Origin of the sequence: Belliella aquatica (assembly GCF_014637795.1) — a bacterium.
Classification (GTDB): Bacteria; Bacteroidota; Bacteroidia; order Cytophagales; family Cyclobacteriaceae; genus Belliella; species Belliella aquatica.
Map to the genome: position 1 here is coordinate 1 of NZ_BMFD01000013.1, position 16,907 is coordinate 16,907.

12 protein-coding genes are annotated in these 16,907 nt (G+C 36.2%); 7 read left to right on the top strand and 5 right to left on the bottom strand.

Annotated elements, in window-relative coordinates; all coding sequences use genetic code 11:
* Positions 1-2,034 precede the first annotated feature (2,034 nt).
* The 5 genes from IEV57_RS15045 (at position 2,035) to IEV57_RS15065 (ending at position 9,748) form a co-directional block, all read left to right on the top strand.
* A complete protein-coding gene (locus IEV57_RS15045; RefSeq protein WP_188443873.1) occupies positions 2,035-5,124 on the top strand; it encodes a type I restriction endonuclease subunit R in 3,090 nt (1,029 codons plus the stop codon).
* A 3-nt stretch (positions 5,125-5,127) separates the two neighbouring features.
* The gene (locus IEV57_RS15050; RefSeq protein WP_188443874.1) at positions 5,128-6,744 is read left to right on the top strand and encodes an HsdM family class I SAM-dependent methyltransferase; all 1,617 of its coding nucleotides are present in this window, start codon (positions 5,128-5,130) and stop codon (positions 6,742-6,744) included.
* A gap of 201 nt (positions 6,745-6,945) precedes the next feature.
* Complete coding sequence (locus IEV57_RS15055) at positions 6,946-8,316, top strand: restriction endonuclease subunit S (protein ID WP_188443875.1); 1,371 nt, start codon at positions 6,946-6,948, stop codon at positions 8,314-8,316.
* A gap of 4 nt (positions 8,317-8,320) precedes the next feature.
* Complete coding sequence (locus tag IEV57_RS15060; protein WP_188443876.1) at positions 8,321-8,920, top strand: ADP-ribosyltransferase; 600 nt, start codon at positions 8,321-8,323, stop codon at positions 8,918-8,920.
* Positions 8,921-8,932: 12 nt separating this feature from the next.
* Complete coding sequence (locus tag IEV57_RS15065; protein ID WP_188443877.1) at positions 8,933-9,748, top strand: hypothetical protein; 816 nt, start codon at positions 8,933-8,935, stop codon at positions 9,746-9,748.
* Between the two features lie 3 nt (positions 9,749-9,751).
* Here the strand turns inward: IEV57_RS15065 and IEV57_RS15070 are convergent, their stop codons facing one another.
* The 4 genes from IEV57_RS15070 to IEV57_RS15085 are packed head-to-tail and all read right to left on the bottom strand — an operon-like array spanning position 9,752 to position 13,680.
* Entirely contained in the window at positions 9,752-10,576 is an 825-nt protein-coding gene (locus IEV57_RS15070) for a DUF6602 domain-containing protein (protein WP_188443878.1), read from the bottom strand.
* Positions 10,569-11,033: a Mov34/MPN/PAD-1 family protein gene (locus tag IEV57_RS15075; RefSeq protein WP_188443879.1), complete on the bottom strand. Its 465-nt coding sequence runs from the start codon at positions 11,031-11,033 to the stop codon at positions 10,569-10,571. The genes IEV57_RS15070 and IEV57_RS15075 overlap by 8 nt, the downstream gene beginning before the upstream one ends.
* On the bottom strand, positions 11,030-12,700 hold the full coding sequence (locus tag IEV57_RS15080) for a ThiF family adenylyltransferase (protein WP_188443880.1): 1,671 nt from the start codon (positions 12,698-12,700) through the stop codon (positions 11,030-11,032). Before IEV57_RS15080 ends, IEV57_RS15075 begins: the two co-directional genes overlap by 4 nt.
* A 5-nt stretch (positions 12,701-12,705) precedes the next feature.
* Positions 12,706-13,680 carry a nucleotidyltransferase family protein gene (locus tag IEV57_RS15085; protein WP_188443881.1) on the bottom strand — a complete coding sequence of 325 codons (975 nt, stop codon included), beginning with the start codon at positions 13,678-13,680 and terminating at the stop codon, positions 12,706-12,708.
* A 237-nt stretch (positions 13,681-13,917) separates the two neighbouring features.
* On the opposite strand from IEV57_RS15085, the gene IEV57_RS15090 reads away from it, so the two are divergent.
* Positions 13,918-14,973, top strand: coding sequence for a helix-turn-helix domain-containing protein (locus IEV57_RS15090; protein WP_188443882.1), 1,056 nt, complete (start codon positions 13,918-13,920; stop codon positions 14,971-14,973).
* Positions 14,973-15,479 carry a PIN domain-containing protein gene (locus IEV57_RS15095; RefSeq protein ID WP_188443883.1) on the top strand — a complete coding sequence of 169 codons (507 nt, stop codon included), beginning with the start codon at positions 14,973-14,975 and terminating at the stop codon, positions 15,477-15,479. Before IEV57_RS15090 ends, IEV57_RS15095 begins: the two co-directional genes overlap by 1 nt.
* Positions 15,480-15,680: 201 nt before the next feature.
* On the opposite strand, the gene IEV57_RS15100 is transcribed toward IEV57_RS15095, so the two are convergent.
* Entirely contained in the window at positions 15,681-16,907 is a 1,227-nt protein-coding gene (locus tag IEV57_RS15100) for a Shedu immune nuclease family protein (protein WP_188443884.1), read from the bottom strand.

Consider the following 16,907-nt stretch of genomic DNA (forward strand, 5'->3'; position numbering starts at 1 on the left):
CCCTACGAAGTTTGCCCAAGAGAAGAACCTCTGGCTCATGATTGCCCGATGGAAATACTTAATGAATGTTGAACCAAACGGTCAACGCTATTTAGGGAGGTACAGAGAAAAAGGTAAAAGGGAAAAGGAAAAAGGTGAAAGAAAGGATGAAGGATGAGGGATGAAGGAGGAAAAAAAAAGGGAAAAGGGAAAAGGAGAAAGGTGAAGGGAAAAATTTTTTTATTACACCGAGTGGCACAGAGGAGGCACAGAGGATCACCGAGGATATTTGAAGAGAGAAAAAAGGTAAAAGGTCCCCGCCACGGCGGGCAAGAAAGGAGAGAGGAAAAAAATGTCGAACTCTGAATGTTGGATTTAAAATATTGAATTGGAAAAATATGGAAGTGTGGATGCAATCTAGATAAAGAGGATAATCTAGTCAAAGAAAGTATCCCCCCGAAATACTTCGGGGCAGGCTCAGGGGGGATGAATCATTATTAGCCCTCCCTAAAGTGAGGTAATTATTTTTAGAAATATGCGTGTCTTTCAGGACGATAGGAGGATTAGTAAATTTAGAAAAGAGGAAGGGGTATTTTTTTAGTGAGAAAAATTATTGAAGCATTTGATATTTCTTTCTCTTACTTTTTCTCCCGCAATTCTGCGGGACAGGCTATTGATGAAAAAGTAACAAAAAATCTAGGCCTGAGCTGATGCTTTTAAATTGGGATAGCGGATGTTTTGATAATTTCAGTTATCGACCCAATTTAATTTTAAGTCAATTGTTCCAACCTAAAAATGGGTGGATCTCGCTGCAAGCTTCGCGAGCTAACCCATTTTCTTAACGGTTTCCACAATTAACTTAAAAGAACTAGGGCCGTCCATTGAGAAGTCTGGAGTCAGTAATTATATCAGTAATAAGGACATTTTAAATTCAATAAAAATTGCTATCGAAAATCTAGTCAAAGAAAGTAGCTCCCCGAAATACTTCGGGGCAGGCTCAGGGGGGATAAATTATTATTAGCCCTCCCTTACGTGAGGCAGGCCGTCCCTTACGGGAGGTAAACATGTACGACTTGTCCCGCAGCATTGCGGGAAGGCGCTTTGAAAAGAATTATAGTCACTACATTCGATATGCGCCGCTGTGCATGGTAAAGGAATGCGCACACCTGACCTGGAGTCCCGGAGATAGGTATATTAGAAATTTGGGGTGTCTCTCGGGACGATAGGAGGATTAGTAAATTTAGAAAAGAGGAAGGTTGATTTTGAGTAGTGAGAAAAAGTTTTAGAGCTTTGTATATTTCTTTCTCTTACTTTTTTGCTTGATCAAAAAAGTAACAAAAAAATCAAGTTGGGAAAATTCCCGCAATACTGCGGGACAGGCTCTTCAACCCGCAAAAGGCCAACGCCCGCCCGGTTTCCCAACATTCCCACCCGCATCAGACGGTTTGAGTGAGACTGTAAGGTTTTTCTTTAAATAAGATTAGGACTTGCCTTTGAGAATCTAGGGTAAGGGAAAGGAAGAAGGTAATGGGGGAAGGGATAAAAAAATGATGAACGCTGAATTTCTTAATTTTAACTAAAACTAGTCAGGGAAAGTATCTCCATAGGGGATAAATCATTATTAGCACCTTACAAGGCGCTTTGAAAAGAATTATAGTCACTACATTTGATATGCGCCGCCGTGCATGGTAAAGAAGGGTGCACACGTGACCCAGAGTCGCGGCGGTGGCTGTATTCGAAATAGAAGTGTCTTTTGGGACGATAGGAGGATGAGTAAATTTAGAAATGATGAAGGTTGATTTTGAGTAGTGAGAGAATCTGTTTTGAGATGAATATATTTCTTTCTCTTACTTTTTGTTCCCATGATTCCACGGGATAGGCATTGACACCTATAACTCGCGACCCTGTCTCCCACCAAGCCAAAGGTGTCGAATTTACTTACCACTAGATAAGGAATTCATCATCATTCCCACAATTCAACTCCCTCACCTTGCAAAAAACCCTTTTCCTTAATATCTTCCGAGATTAAACGACTCCTTTCTTTTTTGATACTTTATGGCTTTTAATGAAAATTCTAGGGTGAAAATCCCCGCTATCCTTCACCTGATGCGACTGGGATACGAGTATATCCCTGTCAAACAACAGATTCGAAGGGAAGATACCAACATCTTCGAGGACATTTTTTTAGACAGTTTGCAAACGATCAACCCAGAAACAACCAAGCAGGACCTTCTCCGATTACTCGATGAAATTAGCCTGGAACTGGATTATGAAGATCTGGGAAAGAAATTCTATGAAAGACTGACATCTACCTCTGGAATCAGACTGATTGATTTTAAGAACTTCGAAAAGAATACCTTCCATGTAACCACCGAACTCACCTGCAAAAGCGGTGATGAAGAATTCAGACCTGATATCACCATTCTCATCAATGGAATGCCATTGGTCTTTATTGAAGTCAAAAAACCTCACAACAAAGATGGGGTCATTGCAGAAAGAAACAGAATAAACGCACGGTTCAAAAACAAACACTTTCGACGATTTGCCAACATCAGCCAAATGATGATCTTTTCCAATAACATGGAGTATGAAGATGGTATCGTCGAACCTATTTTCGGCGCCTTCTATGCAGCCTCAGCATATGCTGACCTGCATTTCAATTACTTCAGGGAAGACGAGGATCATCCCGTTAGCCAAAAACTATTGGCCGTATCAGAAGAGGATGAAAACGCAATTCTCAAAGACAACAACCTGTTGGTCATCAAGCACAGTCCTGAATTCAATACCAACAAGGATCCCAATACACCAACCCACCGAATAATTACTTCCTTACTTAGCAAGGAGCGATTGGCTTTTGTCCTTCGCTACGCTTTTGCCTATGTAGATGAAACTAAAGAGGATGGGAGCATAGACCGACAAAAACATATCATGCGCTACCCGCAGATGTTTGCTACAAAGGCCATTGCACACAAATTGACTGAAGGACAGCGAAAAGGAATCATTTGGCACACACAAGGATCTGGCAAGACCGCATTGGCTTATTATAATGTCAAGCATCTTACGGATTACTACCAACAACAGAATATCATTCCGAAATTCTACTTCATCGTAGATCGCATAGATTTGATGATTCAAGCTTCCTCTGAATTTTCAAATAGGGGACTGAAAGTAATACAGGTTAATTCCCGTGAGGCTTTCATGACTGGAATGAAGGTCATCGGAGCATTGCACAATGATTCCGGGCAACCTGAAATCACAGTCGTCAACATACAGAAATTCAGTGAAGGGGCTACAGGCGTCGAAGACTTACCTTATGATATTCATTCTCAGCGAATCTACTTCTTGGACGAAGCGCATAGAAGTTATAATCCAAAAGGAAACTACCTGGCCAACCTAATAAACTCAGATAAGAAAGCGGTGATCATCGCTTTGACAGGTACGCCACTCCTGAAAGAAGTAGCTAAAGATTTTGATTCCAAACTGCTTTTTGGAAATTACATTCATAAATACTACTACAACCGCTCCATAGCAGATGGCTATACCTTGAGATTGATCCGGGAGGAGATAGAAGGCAGCTTCAAGATGGAAATGCAGGAAGTAATGGAGCAGATCAAGGTCCTCAAAGGAGATATCCGGTCAGCTGATGTCTATGCTGACAGAAGATTTGCAAGTGGTCTCTTGGACTACATCGCCAATGACCTTCAGGAATTCCGTGCACATTGGCAAGATCCATCTTTGGCAGGAATGGTGGTCTGTGATTCTTCCAAGCAAGCGAAAATGCTTTTTGAGCTTTTCGAAGAACGATTCGGAATACAGGAAACTAATGCAGAAAAATTACCCTTAGCAGCTGAACCACCTTCAAAGTATGGCAAGCAAAAGGTCAAAAAAGTCCTGACAGCTGCATTGATTCTTCATGATGAAAATGACAAACAAACCCGAAAGGACTTAATCAAAGCATATAAAGTTGGCAAAATAGATATTCTCTTTGTCTACAACATGTTGTTGACTGGTTTTGATGCAAAGCGACTAAAGAAGCTCTATCTTGCCAGAGTTATCCAAGATCACAACTTGCTGCAGACCTTGACAAGGGTTAACCGTCCCTACAAAAAGTATCAATATGGCTATGTGGTGGACTTTGCTGATATTTCCAAAGCTTTCGACCGAACCAATCAGCTGTACTTTCAGGAGCTACAGGAAACCTTGGGTGATGAAATGGAAATGTATTCCTACCTCTTTAAGTCAGAAGCAGAAATCAAACAGGAAATTGCCGAAATCAAGGAAACACTCTTTCATTATGACAATGAAAATGTGGAGCTTTTCTCTAATCAGATCGCCCAGCTCAATGATAAAAAAGCACTGATCCAATTGATAAAAGCTTTGCGCACGGCCAAAGAACTCAAAAACATCATTGCCATCAATGGCTTTGAGGGATTGGGAGATATTACCGACTTCGAAACTTGGAATAAATTGCTCCTGATCGCGCAAGGAAGGTTGGACAACTTGAACTTTGTTGAAAGTATAGGCAACGAGGAAGCCACCCAAAATCTGCTCAATACCGCTCTGGAGGATATCGTATTCCAGTTTATCAAAGTCGGAGAGGAGGAACTTAAGCTCGCCGATGAATATAAGGATGCACTTCGAAGAACAAGGGAAGCTTTGCAACAAAATATAGATCAGATAGATCCTGAATTTATAAGCCTAAGGGAAGAATTAGAGAGGATTTTTAAAAAGAAAAACCTCTCTGAGACCAACCAAATGGATATGGTAGAAAATATGCGTTTGCTTCGCAAAATACAAGGTCAAGCCAAGGAACTCAACCGCAAAAATGCCCTCCTGAATGCCAAATACGAACATGACGAAAAATATACCCGCATTCATAAGCGTTTAACCGAAAAGGGAACATTGAGTGCCAAAGAAATGCAGCTCCACAGGGCATTGATGCAAGTCAAAATTAGCGTGGATGACAAACTCGAAGGTCAGGAAGACATCTTGAAAAACGAGGCTTTCTTCAATAAATATATCATGCAACAGGTAGTTAACGAATTTAAGAAAAAGGAAAATATTCCTTTGGATTTTCCTACAACAGAAAAAATTAACCAATTGATTGTCAAAGAGTATTTGCAATTATATCAAGCAAGAGTTTAACCCATGACACAGGATATCAGTTTTATAAACAAGACCAAACAGCTCATAGACAGCCTTAAAAGTGTCTGCGCAAATTACGGTCTTGGCAATGACGGGAACGAATTCAAAATCATTACCCAGGTAGTCTTATACAAATTCCTTAATGACAAGTTCAGGTACGAAGTTAAAAAGGAAGAACCCCAACTGGCTCAAGCCGAAAATTTCAGAGAAGCATTGGAAAATATGGAGGAAGAAGCTTACAATTTTCTTTTGGCTTCCCTCAATCCAAATGTTCCACGCCTAAAGCCACATCAACTGATTTCGGCTTTGCATAACAGACAGAATGAAGGAGATTTTTCCAAAACCTTCGATGATACGCTAAGACAGGTAAGTTTGGAAAATGCTGAGGTTTTTTCCGTTAAGTCCTTTTCTGGTGCTAAGGATTCTCTCTTTGATGAACTCAGTCAGTTTATCTCTGATTCTTCACAGCGGGATGCGTTTAGCAAGGCACTGATCAACAAACTCTTTGAGTTTTCTTTTGAGGAGATGTTTGGGCAGAAGTATGATTTCTTCGCAACCATATTCGAATACCTGATCAAGGACTACAACTCCGACTCAGGAGGGAAGTACGCGGAGTATTATACACCCCATGCAGTAGCCAGAATTATGGCAAGCATCATGGCACCCGAACCGGTCAAAAAAGCCCGATGCTACGATCCAAGTGCAGGATCGGGGACCCTCTTGATGTCCTTGGCGCATCAGATTGGAGAGGACAACTGTTCCATTTATTCCGAGGATATTTCCCAGAAGTCCAGCAATATGCTGAGGCTGAACCTGATATTGAATAACCTCACCCACAGCATTCCCAATATCATCAAGACCAATACCATAGCCCAGCCTTATTATCTCAATACCAAATTTGACTATATCGTCTCTAATCCACCATTTAAGCTGGATTTTTCGGATTTCAAAGACGACTTGGAAAAGGATATTTTCAAAGAACGTTTCTTTGCCGGCGTCCCTAATGTGCCCAAGGCAAAAAAAGAATCCATGGCCATTTATTTGATGTTTATCCAACATATCATGTATAGCCTGAGCGATACAGGGAAAGCGGCTATTGTTGTGCCAACAGGTTTTATCACCGCACAGAGTGGGATAGAAAAAAAGATCCGTGAGCGACTGATAGATAAAGGCTGGCTGAGAGGAGTGGTGAGTATGCCTAGCAATATCTTCGCCAGTACAGGTACGAACGTCTCTGTAATTTTCTTAGACAAGCAAGCAGATACTGATCAAATCGTACTGATGGATGCTTCCAAATTGGGGCAAACAATCAAAGAAGGCAAAAATCAACGCACCGTACTTACCAAAGAAGAAGAAGCTAGAATCATAGATACTTTCAATCAAAAAGAAGCGATAGAAGACCTATCAGTAGTGGTAAGTAAAGAGCAAGTTCAAGAAAAGAATTACTCCTTCTCAGCAGGGCAATACTTTGAGGTAAAGATAGAGTATGTGGATATTTCCGAGGAGGAATTTCAGGAAAAGTTGGGTGGGTTTGAAGAAAGACTGGAGGGCCTGTTTGCAAGTGGAGAAAATTTGGATAGGGAGATTATGGGGAATTTGAAGAAGTTGAAATTTGGCTAGATCTGAATGAAGCAAAAAATTAACGTTGATTAACTGGTTCAACGTTAAAAACCTTTGTTGTATCCAAACCTAAGGTAAAGACTAATTCAAATTTAAACTATTTTACAAAAATTAAAATGATGAATTTAAATTTGTTGTGAATGTAATGTTAGTTGTTATGTAGTAGGATGCGCAAACAGAATAAACTTTTAAGAATGCAAAATGAATAATATTACTTTAATAAATATTGCAAAATCTCAAACAGGACCTTTTGGAAGCCAATTACATGAGCGAGATTATGTAGAAATTGGAACTCCAATTGTAACTGTTGAACACCTTGGTGAAACTGGCTTCACTCACCAAAATCTTCCATTTGTTTCAAATGAGGACAAGGAGAGGTTAAATAAATATTTGCTTGAAGAGGGAGATATAGTTTTTAGTCGAGTTGGATCCGTTGATAGAAGTACATATGTAAGTAAAAATGAGGAAGGTTGGTTATTTTCTGGAAGATGTATTCGAGTAAGAATTGATAAAGAAAAAGCTAGTCCTAGATTTATAAGTTATTATTTCAGATTAAGAAGCTTCAAAGAAATGATGCGCAATATCTCAGTAGGTGCTACAATGCCATCACTGAATACTTCTTTGATGGATAATATATCACTGAGGTTACCAAATTTAATCCAACAAAAAAAAATCGCCTCCATCTTATCCGCCCTTGACAACAAAATCGAACTCAACAACAAGATCAATGCGGAGTTGGAGGGGATGGCGAAGTTGATTTATGATTATTGGTTTGTACAGTTTGATTTTCCTTATGACTTTGCTCAGGGCAAGCCTGCAGACGAAACCTCAGATCCTAAAGATGTAAAACCCTACAAATCCTCAGGGGGAAAGATGGTTTGGAATAATGAGTTGAAGAGGGAGGTGCCGGAGGGATGGGGAAGTGGTTATCTAAATGACTTAGGAAACATTATTGGAGGAAGTACCCCTTCCAGAAACAACCCGGAATACTTTACCAAAGATGGTATTCCTTGGATTACCCCGAAAGACCTTTCAAATAATGTTGGAAATAAATTCATAAAAAGAGGGGAATTTGATGTTACCCAAAAAGGGAAAGATAGTGCTTCATTAAATATTATGCCAAGAGGAACAATTCTGATGAGTTCAAGAGCACCAGTGGGGTATTTAGCAGTTTCAATTGATGAAGTTACAACCAATCAAGGATTTAAATCTTTTGTACCACAACTTCCATACACAACTGAGTATGTCTATTATAAACTGAGCCAAATGATGCCAATCATTGAAAATAATGCGAGTGGCTCTACATTTAGAGAAGTTTCAGCCAGTACACTCAAAACCATTAAAATGATTGTGCCATTCAAAGGCATAATTCATGAATTCACAAATAAGGTAAATCCAATTTTTCAAAAACAAGAAAACCTAGAAAAACAAAACCAAGAGCTAGCGGCTCTGAGGGATTGGTTGTTGCCGATGTTGATGAATGGGCAGGTGAGGGTAGAAGAGAAATATCAAGTAGGGGATGGGGAGATTGGAATGGCGGCGGAGTCCCCAATCAACAAATTTATCAGTTAATATTATGTTAGAAGATCCTAATTTTAAAAATTCATATATAATTGGTTTAGATGGATTTACATATGCAGATTTAGAAAAAGCATTTGCATCATTCCTTTCAAAAGAATACAAAAAAGAAAGCCAAGTAGCGATTGATGGGATTGAAAAATATCAACTTTCAAAAATTGAGGCTTTACATATTCTAGCATACACTGGACATAGTTCAAGGTGGATAAATTCGAAAATAAGAGAAGATAAATTGGATGGAAATTGTAAAATTTTTATTGAAAATCTGGATATGGCTTTAGCCAAAATCACCCCTTCAGACAACATGAAATTATTTCATGGGACTTATGGTTTATGGAATGGAATGGTCGAGGGTGGAATAATTAACGTTCCAAACTATTTATCAACATCTATTGAAGATTACGAGAGTTATCCTGTTGTTTTTAGAATTCAAACTACAAAAGAAAACAGTAAAGCAAGAGATATTTCCACAATTTCAAATAACAAAGATGAGTTTGAGCATCTTTTTATGAGAGGGGCATCATTCAGAGTATTAAGAATTGAGGAAATTGGAAAAATAACATATGTGGAATTGGTTGAGAATACGAATATGGTTTAAACTTGTATCAAGATGAAAGTTGAGAAAACTGGGTCGCTTCATGGTAATCAAGTAATTTGGCGATACATGTCATTGGAAAAATTTATAGATCTTGTCCTTCATAGATCCTTATTTTTTGCAAATGCGATTAAAATGGAGGACAAATTTGAAATGGAAATCCCATTGATGTCTATAGATAAAAGAAAAAAGTACTATTTAGCTACAGGCCTACCGATCCATAAAATAACTTCAACATTAGAGAAGGAAATTTCAATAGCAAGAAAGTTTAAAGAAAATACATATGTGAGTTGTTGGTCTTTAAATACTGCTGAATCATATGCATTATGGAAGATTTATCTTGGAGGATCCCCAAATGGTGTTGCCATCAAAAGTACAGTTTCAAAATTGATTCAATGTATTGAATCAGTTGATGGTGTACCAGAATTAAATGAGGATTTTTCCATGATAGATTTTATCGAGAAGAGCCCATTATATGATATTGATTTTTTTAAGATTGGTGAGGTGAAATACAAAAACTATATTGACGCTGAGAGTCTCACCAAAACCAACTTAGCAATTACAAAGAAGGAATTTTACGAATATGAAAAAGAAATAAGGGTTTTTGCCACATCAAATAACCAAAAACGAAACCCTTCTACTGAAGAGTATAAGCAAGGTTTGTCAAGCGGATTCTCTATTCCAGTTGAAATTGAGAAACTAATAGATAAAATTGTGTTATCGCCATATTCTCAGCTTTGGTTTAAGGATAACTTCAAAATCTTAATTGAAAGATTAAATAAAAGCCTTTTAGATAAAATCGTTGATTCTGAAATTGGAATTAATAGCTAAACGTTATATTTGCTCATCAACTTCTTCTCCAATATTTTTTAAGTAAGCATTCAGATTTATTGCAGGGATTGTACCAATGGCTAGCTGTAAATAGCGTGTTAGTTGCATAAAGAAAGTTACAAATGAATGACTTGCTTCGCTAAACTTCATCTTATTAAATTTTCTGTTAGCATAAAATTCTAAATATGCATCTTGTCCAACTATTGTAATTTCAGCGTTTGGATTATAATCTATATAAAAGCTACCATAATCAGCGATGCAACCCAAATCAATACTCTGTAGATTTTCTAAAGCTTTGATATGTTTTTCAATGGTATCATTATTCTTATGTGTGAAACCATTAGTGCTACAAAGAATTCCCCCTAATACTTTTGTTAGTGGACGGGGAGTGATTTTTATTCCGCCATTGATGAAGCTTGCAGCTTCTCTTTTAAGCACTCTTACACTTTCTATTTTTTCTCCTGCATATTCGATATAGGATTTTTCTCCCACATTACCTTTTATATCAGGCTTGACTTCAAAAACCGCATACACTCCTTCTGCCGGAATATAATGAAATCCATTTTGAGTAAAAATAAATGGAGTAAACCAATTATCGTAAATAACAATATCCATTTGTTGGCTCGTATTGCCTTCGTGGTCTATTACTATTGCTTTGTCAACACAATATCTGTTGGGCAAATATTTTCGCAACCAATCTATCCAAGCATTTTCTAAAGCATCTCCTTTAGAACCTGGATGGTCAATAAACTCTCTGTTTGTATTTAGTTGGGCAGACATCTGTTGCTGCAACCCATTGAATAATTGTTTTAAATTTACTTTACTCATATTTATATAATTTATTTTCAAACCAAACGTAAAATCCAAAGTCTACCGTTGTATTGGAACATCCTATTATCAATAAAACTGGATTTGCGATGGAAGTCTTTTTGCTGTTTATAATTGTATTTATTGCCGAAATATCTGTTGCGCTTGGTATAGGACTATTATCTGGATGGGTATGCCATTCTCCGATGTAAATCTTTCTCAGATTCTCTGCATAAAATTCCACAAGTTCATTTTCTATTCCTTTTGTACTTCGTTCAAAATTATACTTTGATGCTTGATACTTCTTTGGAAGTATTGTATCTGTAATATGCAGATGCATATTGTTTTCGGAATAATACCCAATTAAAAATCCACCAAATTCTTTAGGATAGTGAGTTTTACCTATTTCCAGAAGTTTATTTAGCAGTTCGTCCTCAACTTCAAGACTTAATCCTATTTTTTCTATTTTTAAAATCAAAATTCTTTTATTTTAATGTTAAAACCACCAGTGTCATCTGTTTCAATAACAAAATTCCTTAGCGTTTTTTCTTGCTCTAATTTCAAATTTATCTGCTTTATCGCTGTCTGCACAAGAACGTTTATATCATTATAAGAAGCTTTAAATGTTGGGCTCCAACAGCCTGTAGGATTATGTAAGTCATCAACATCAAATTTGAGAATATTTCCGCCAAATTGGGATGTTATAAAGTCATACCGATTATGTTCCGTAGCACAGACCAAATGTTTTGCGTGGTTTGATATTGAAAGATTTAAAAGCGTTGAATTTATATTTAACTGGCTTAATACGTAAAGCAAGTCATTGTCGGCAGAGCAATCAATAATAATATCGTAATTGTCAAGATGCTTTTCCATTTCGGCTTTGATACTTGAGTTTGCCAAGTGTGATTTAATGAAAAAATCAAACGCTTCTGAATAATCGTAACCACCATCAACAGGTTCGAAAAAAGGAGAAACCAAGCATAATTCGTTTATTAAATCATTGGTCTTATTGGTAATTCCTGTAAAGAAAGAATATTCCGACCTGCAAACATTTTCTGGTTCTTTTACATCATATTCTATAAAACCTAATTTTCGACAGCCACATCTTACCAATGTTTTAGCTACTATGCCCCCTACAGCTCCGATGCCAATAATCAATATTTTACTTTCTGTTATTCGGTCACTTAGTTTTCCTCTGCCAAAAAAGTACTTATACGAACAATTTCTTGTCATTGCCCAATCGATGGACTTATCTTCTTTAATCTTTGTAAACCATTGTTTGTTTATTTTTTCGCCGTAAATAGGAAAATCACCAATTTCCAATATAATCGCTTGCCAATGAATTTCTGTTTCAGAAATATTATACCCTACAAATAATGGAAGCGATTTTCCTTCCTCTTTTACAAGTCTTTCTTCGACATTGTGTAGAAATTTCAAAAAATCTTGTGGTAATGTAGCTTCAAAATCTTTCCATTCATCAAAAACCCAACGTTGATTTTTACTCGGTGCATCTTTCACGAAGATGAATAATCCGATGCTTTGAGGTAAATTTTTAAGTTGGAAATTCCAATCGACATCTACTATTTTTTTTCTATCCTTATTTAAGAAAGACTGAAAAATACTGCTCTGGATATTCTCTTTGTGAAAAACTCCATTGTTCATTATTGAATAGTCAACAAAGCCAAATTGATTTTTATGGAAAGTATAATCTACTTCATTGAAGAAGTAAGCAAAATGGTTTTCATTAAATGCTTTTTGTGGTATAATTAAATGTTCATAATGAGTATCCGAATCTTTGTTGATGTAATATTTCTTAATCCAAGCCTTTACAGATTCAATATCATAAATTAGTTTTTGGGACAAAACAGGAGTATGTGCTGTATGAATACAAATGGCTCCATTTTGCATAATATGTTTATGCTCTATCAAATCACCATCAGAAAACTTAATAGTTTCTGTTTCGTGGCTTTTAAACGGATATTGAGGATGGATAGTAACATTGAATTCTAATGGTTGCTCTAATCCTTCAACAAAAACAGTAATACATCCCTCGATGTCAATTTTGCTCTGCACAAATGGCTTTACAATTTTCACATCGGGAATGCTTTCTACTATTGTATTGATTTCATTTACTCTTTGGCTCATTATTATTATCCAAAATTTAGTTTCGGTGGAGGAATCGGCATACCACTGTTCTTTCCATATTGATTATTGTTGGTATCTTCTTTTTTAAACTTAGTATTTTCAGGAAAGTACGTTTTCAGATTTTCATCATTCTCCTCAATTCTTTCAAGCATATTTTTCATATCATCCGACAATTGTTGTTTTTCTGTTGAAGTCAAAGTATCAGCTAAATCATTAGAACTATTACCTGGGTCTTTTTGCGTAAAGCTTTCTTTGGTTACATTATCTCTAATATACTGTAAAACAGTTTCGAGTTTGTCCCAAATACTTCCGGTAATACTTTTAGAATCAAATGCTTTAATAGTAATGAGTTCCAAAAAGAAAGATTTAGTAGGATAAATATACTTGGTATTTTTCCAAACTTTCAAAAGGCGTATTATTTTTCTTATCGAATCTTTTTCAGCCGTAGCTCTGTCTTTAATATTATTGATTTGAGCCTTAACGTTAGTTTTAATTCGCTCACTGCCTGCATCAATATTTCCATATTTGTAATACACATACAAGTTCAAATTTTCATCTTCCCTGTATTGGTCTTGGGACAACTCACGACCAGGAACAACATCAATTTTAATTACGTCTCCATCACTGTCAGCGTAAAACTCCAAACCAATTGAAACTTTTTGTTTTTTAACCTCTGCAACATCTTTGTATTTCTCGTAAAGAAAATAATAGACATCTTCATACATTTCTTTTAATGTTCCGTTCGAGCCAAAAGCATTACGTTTGAAAGGAGATACCAAATCAAAATCAAATTTTGTATTGATAGCGGTATTTTTAGCATAAGAACCCGAGTTGAAGGGATAATATAAATCACTTCCGTAGTTTTCTTCCAAGGCTTCTTTAACCTCGTTTTTCTTTTTGACGTATTTGTCAAAAAGTGTTTTTTCTTTAGTTATTTGATGCGTCGAAATAACTGATTCTAAGTGTTTGTTTTTATCCATAAGTTTAATATTTGGTTGACAAATAAACAAATTAAATACCAATCTGTAAATTTAGTTCAACTTTAGAAAATATTTACATTCGATATTAAAAAAAGAGTCAAATTGTCAGTATTTAGCAATCTTATTGTCACGGTTTCATGACATATTTAATTGACAATTATCAAAAATATTGGATATATGTAAACTGAATATCTATATTTACGTTTACTTTTATAATCAATCACACAAATTACACAAATGAAATATCTAGCAGAACGTCTCAAATCAGCCCGATTGATGAATGGCTTATCCCTGCAAGGTCTGGCAGACCAAATAAATAATTATGTTACTAAACAAGCTTTGAGTAAGTACGAGCAAGGCCAAGTTGTGCCAGATTCTGAAATGATTGGTATTTTAGCCGAAGCACTCCATGTAAGACCGGATTATTTTCATGCTGATACAGCAATAGAATTTGGTGTAATAGAATTTAGAAAATTGGAATCTTATCCTGCTAAAGAGAAAAACAGGATTGTAGAAATAGCCAAAAATGAATTGAGCCGTTACATCGAGCTGGAAGAAATCCTGGGAATAGAGACCAAATTCCACAATCCGCTAGAAGAAATGCCTATCAATTCCTTGGAAGATATAGATAAAGCTGCTGAAAAATTAAGAGAAGCCTGGGGCTTAGGAACCGATGCCATCTCCAATGTGATCGAGCTTTTGGAAGATCATCATGTCAAAGTAATTGAAATTGATTCTGAAGAATCATTCGATGGCTTTGCAACTTGGGTGAACGCGAAAGATATTCCTTTAATCGTATTGAATAAAGCTAAGTTTAAGAATAAACTTGATAGAAAACGGTTTACTGCTTTACATGAACTGGGGCATTTGCTCCTAGATGTCAATAGATACGAAAACAAGCAAAAGGAAAAATACTGCCATGCTTTTGCATCAGCCATGTTGATCCACAAGGAAACCTTAAGACAGGAATTAGGAGGTAAGAGAAACAAACTGTCGATGAATGAATTAGGGGCTATCAAACAGCAGTATGGAATCTCCATGCAAGCCTTGGTTTATCGGGCCAAAAATCTGGGGTTAATTTCTGATAATTATCTCAAACAGTTTTATATGGTTTTTAATCAGTTGGGGTTTCGGGTAACTGAGCCTGTGGATTATGAAGGGATGGAGCATTCTAATCGTTTTTCACAGCTTTTGTTCAGGGCCTTAGCGGAGGAGTATATCAGCATCAGTAAGGCAGCAGCCCTAAAAAATCAAAAGTTGGCTGAGTTTAGGAAGGAAAATATGGTCATCTGATGAGGATTGCTGTCACGGATGCCTGTATTTTTATAGATCTGATCGAGCTTGATTTGATCTCAGATTTTTTTCAACTCAATTTAGAGCTTCATACTACAGTTGAAGTATTGAATGAACTGTTTTTAGAGCAATCCCAGGTATTAAAAGCCTATCAGCAAGTAGGAAAACTGATTGTTCATAATCTCGAATGGGAAGATTTTATAAAAATAGATGCCTTAGCACTACCCAAAGGACTTTCTTCTGAGGATAAATCGGTGCTTTATATTGCAACTTGTCTAGAAAATGGAATAGTTATTAGTAGTGATAATCTCGTTAGAAAATGTGCAGTGCATCTCAGGCTGGAATGCCATGGCTTGCTTTGGGTGGTTGATCAATTGGTTAATCAATATATCTGTTCTATATCCAATGCAGCCGAGTTACTCAAAAAGTTGATGACATTGAATAAGATGTATGCAACTGGGAAGCTAAGGAGAGAGGTTGAGGAGCGGATTATAAAGTGGTCTTGATTTTTATTTAATATTCAGAAAGCAAATGTGCAGTTTATTCCTATTCTCAGTTTTCTCTTCTAATCTAAGAATAAACCCAATAAGAACAATCTAGATATTCATAGCCATTCCCGATAGTTGATCGTATCTGGATACAACCTGTCCCGATTTTCGGGAGTTATGAGAGAAGTTTAGGGGTTGGACTCCCCAGTACTTAGTAGGCTAGGTTTTTGTTGTATTTTCTTCATTCTGTTTAATGATATATCTTGCTCGTTGGAATATTTCGTCAAAAGTTATTATTTCAGGATTATTTTGATTTTGTCTGAATAACTCAAATGAACTGTACTTATCTTCATTGATTCCGATATCAGTTTTGAATTCATTTAAATCTCCAATAATCACAAAAGATTTAGGTTGATAGATAAAAACTTGTTCTCCAGTTAAATCTCCTTGCTCATTTTTTAATTCATTTTTGGTAGGTAAATCTTTGATAAACTTCTGAATAGATTTTTGAACCTGAGCAATTGAACCCGCTAATTCATCTGAAATCGCCCAGCATTCACCTCTGTATGGGTCAGAAACTTGCTTCAATAAAACTTTTTTATGGGTTTTAATCTCTCCGAAAACAAAAGAGCTTATGATGCCCTTTGTCTTCATTAATGCATCAATCCTTTTGCCGGAGCTATTGAAATTATAACCTGATACAACTTGCTCAAGTTTTTTACCTTCTAATGAAGAATTGAAAACATAGTTTAAACCATAGCCAAATATCCAAGTATTTCTTTCAAAGAAATCCTGCCAAACTGCTTCATCTCCATTTTTGCTTAATTCTACTTTCCTTTGATCAAAATAGCTTTCATCATTTAAAAGCTGTTCAAATATTTCTAACTGACGCTTTCTATATCCGAGATTTGCAACGTCTTCATAGGTTAAGTCACTTTCAATAATTTCTTTAATTAACTCAGGATTACTTTTTATCAGTTCAAAAACTTGATCTTTAGAAAGAATGATTTCTTCTAACCATTTATCATCAAATTTTGAGCTTTGTTTATCCTTTAAAGGGAGGAGTGCTATATTTCTAATAAAGTTGAATAGTGTTAAAATCTCGTCTCCTTGAAAAGTAAAATTCGCTTTATGCGGTATACCTGTTTCTGAGGTGTACTTTTGGATTGTTAAAGTCGATATACCTCTTGTATCTTCATAAAATTTAGCTTTAATTTCTTGTCTTCCATTGGGAGTAATCCTCAGTGATACTTCTTTTCCATCTTTAATGAAACTATGCGTTTCTGTATTCTCTATAATTTTAGAGATTATCCTAAAAGGTCGTACCAATTCAACAACTTCTCCTTTTTCGTTTGTTTGAAGAAATTTATCATCGAGAGAGCGACTTAGATAAACTCTATCAGTTCGTTTGTTTAAGAAGTAATCTAATTCAGAAGGTTCATCCAT

Excerpts from the sequence above, each read along its gene's own strand:
- IEV57_RS15045 (WP_188443873.1), top strand. The coding sequence starts at position 2,035 with ATGGCTTTTAATGAAAATTCTAGGGTGAAAATCCCCGCTATCCTTCAC.
- IEV57_RS15050 (WP_188443874.1), top strand. The coding sequence starts at position 5,128 with ATGACACAGGATATCAGTTTTATAAACAAGACCAAACAGCTCATAGAC.
- IEV57_RS15055 (WP_188443875.1), top strand. The coding sequence starts at position 6,946 with ATGAATAATATTACTTTAATAAATATTGCAAAATCTCAAACAGGACCT.
- IEV57_RS15060 (WP_188443876.1), top strand. The coding sequence starts at position 8,321 with ATGTTAGAAGATCCTAATTTTAAAAATTCATATATAATTGGTTTAGAT.
- IEV57_RS15065 (WP_188443877.1), top strand. The coding sequence starts at position 8,933 with ATGAAAGTTGAGAAAACTGGGTCGCTTCATGGTAATCAAGTAATTTGG.
- IEV57_RS15070 (WP_188443878.1), bottom strand. The coding sequence starts at position 10,576 with ATGAGTAAAGTAAATTTAAAACAATTATTCAATGGGTTGCAGCAACAG.
- IEV57_RS15080 (WP_188443880.1), bottom strand. The coding sequence starts at position 12,700 with ATGAGCCAAAGAGTAAATGAAATCAATACAATAGTAGAAAGCATTCCC.
- IEV57_RS15085 (WP_188443881.1), bottom strand. The coding sequence starts at position 13,680 with ATGGATAAAAACAAACACTTAGAATCAGTTATTTCGACGCATCAAATA.
- IEV57_RS15090 (WP_188443882.1), top strand. The coding sequence starts at position 13,918 with ATGAAATATCTAGCAGAACGTCTCAAATCAGCCCGATTGATGAATGGC.
- IEV57_RS15095 (WP_188443883.1), top strand. The coding sequence starts at position 14,973 with ATGAGGATTGCTGTCACGGATGCCTGTATTTTTATAGATCTGATCGAG.
- IEV57_RS15100 (WP_188443884.1), bottom strand. The coding sequence starts at position 16,907 with ATGGATGAACCTTCTGAATTAGATTACTTCTTAAACAAACGAACTGAT.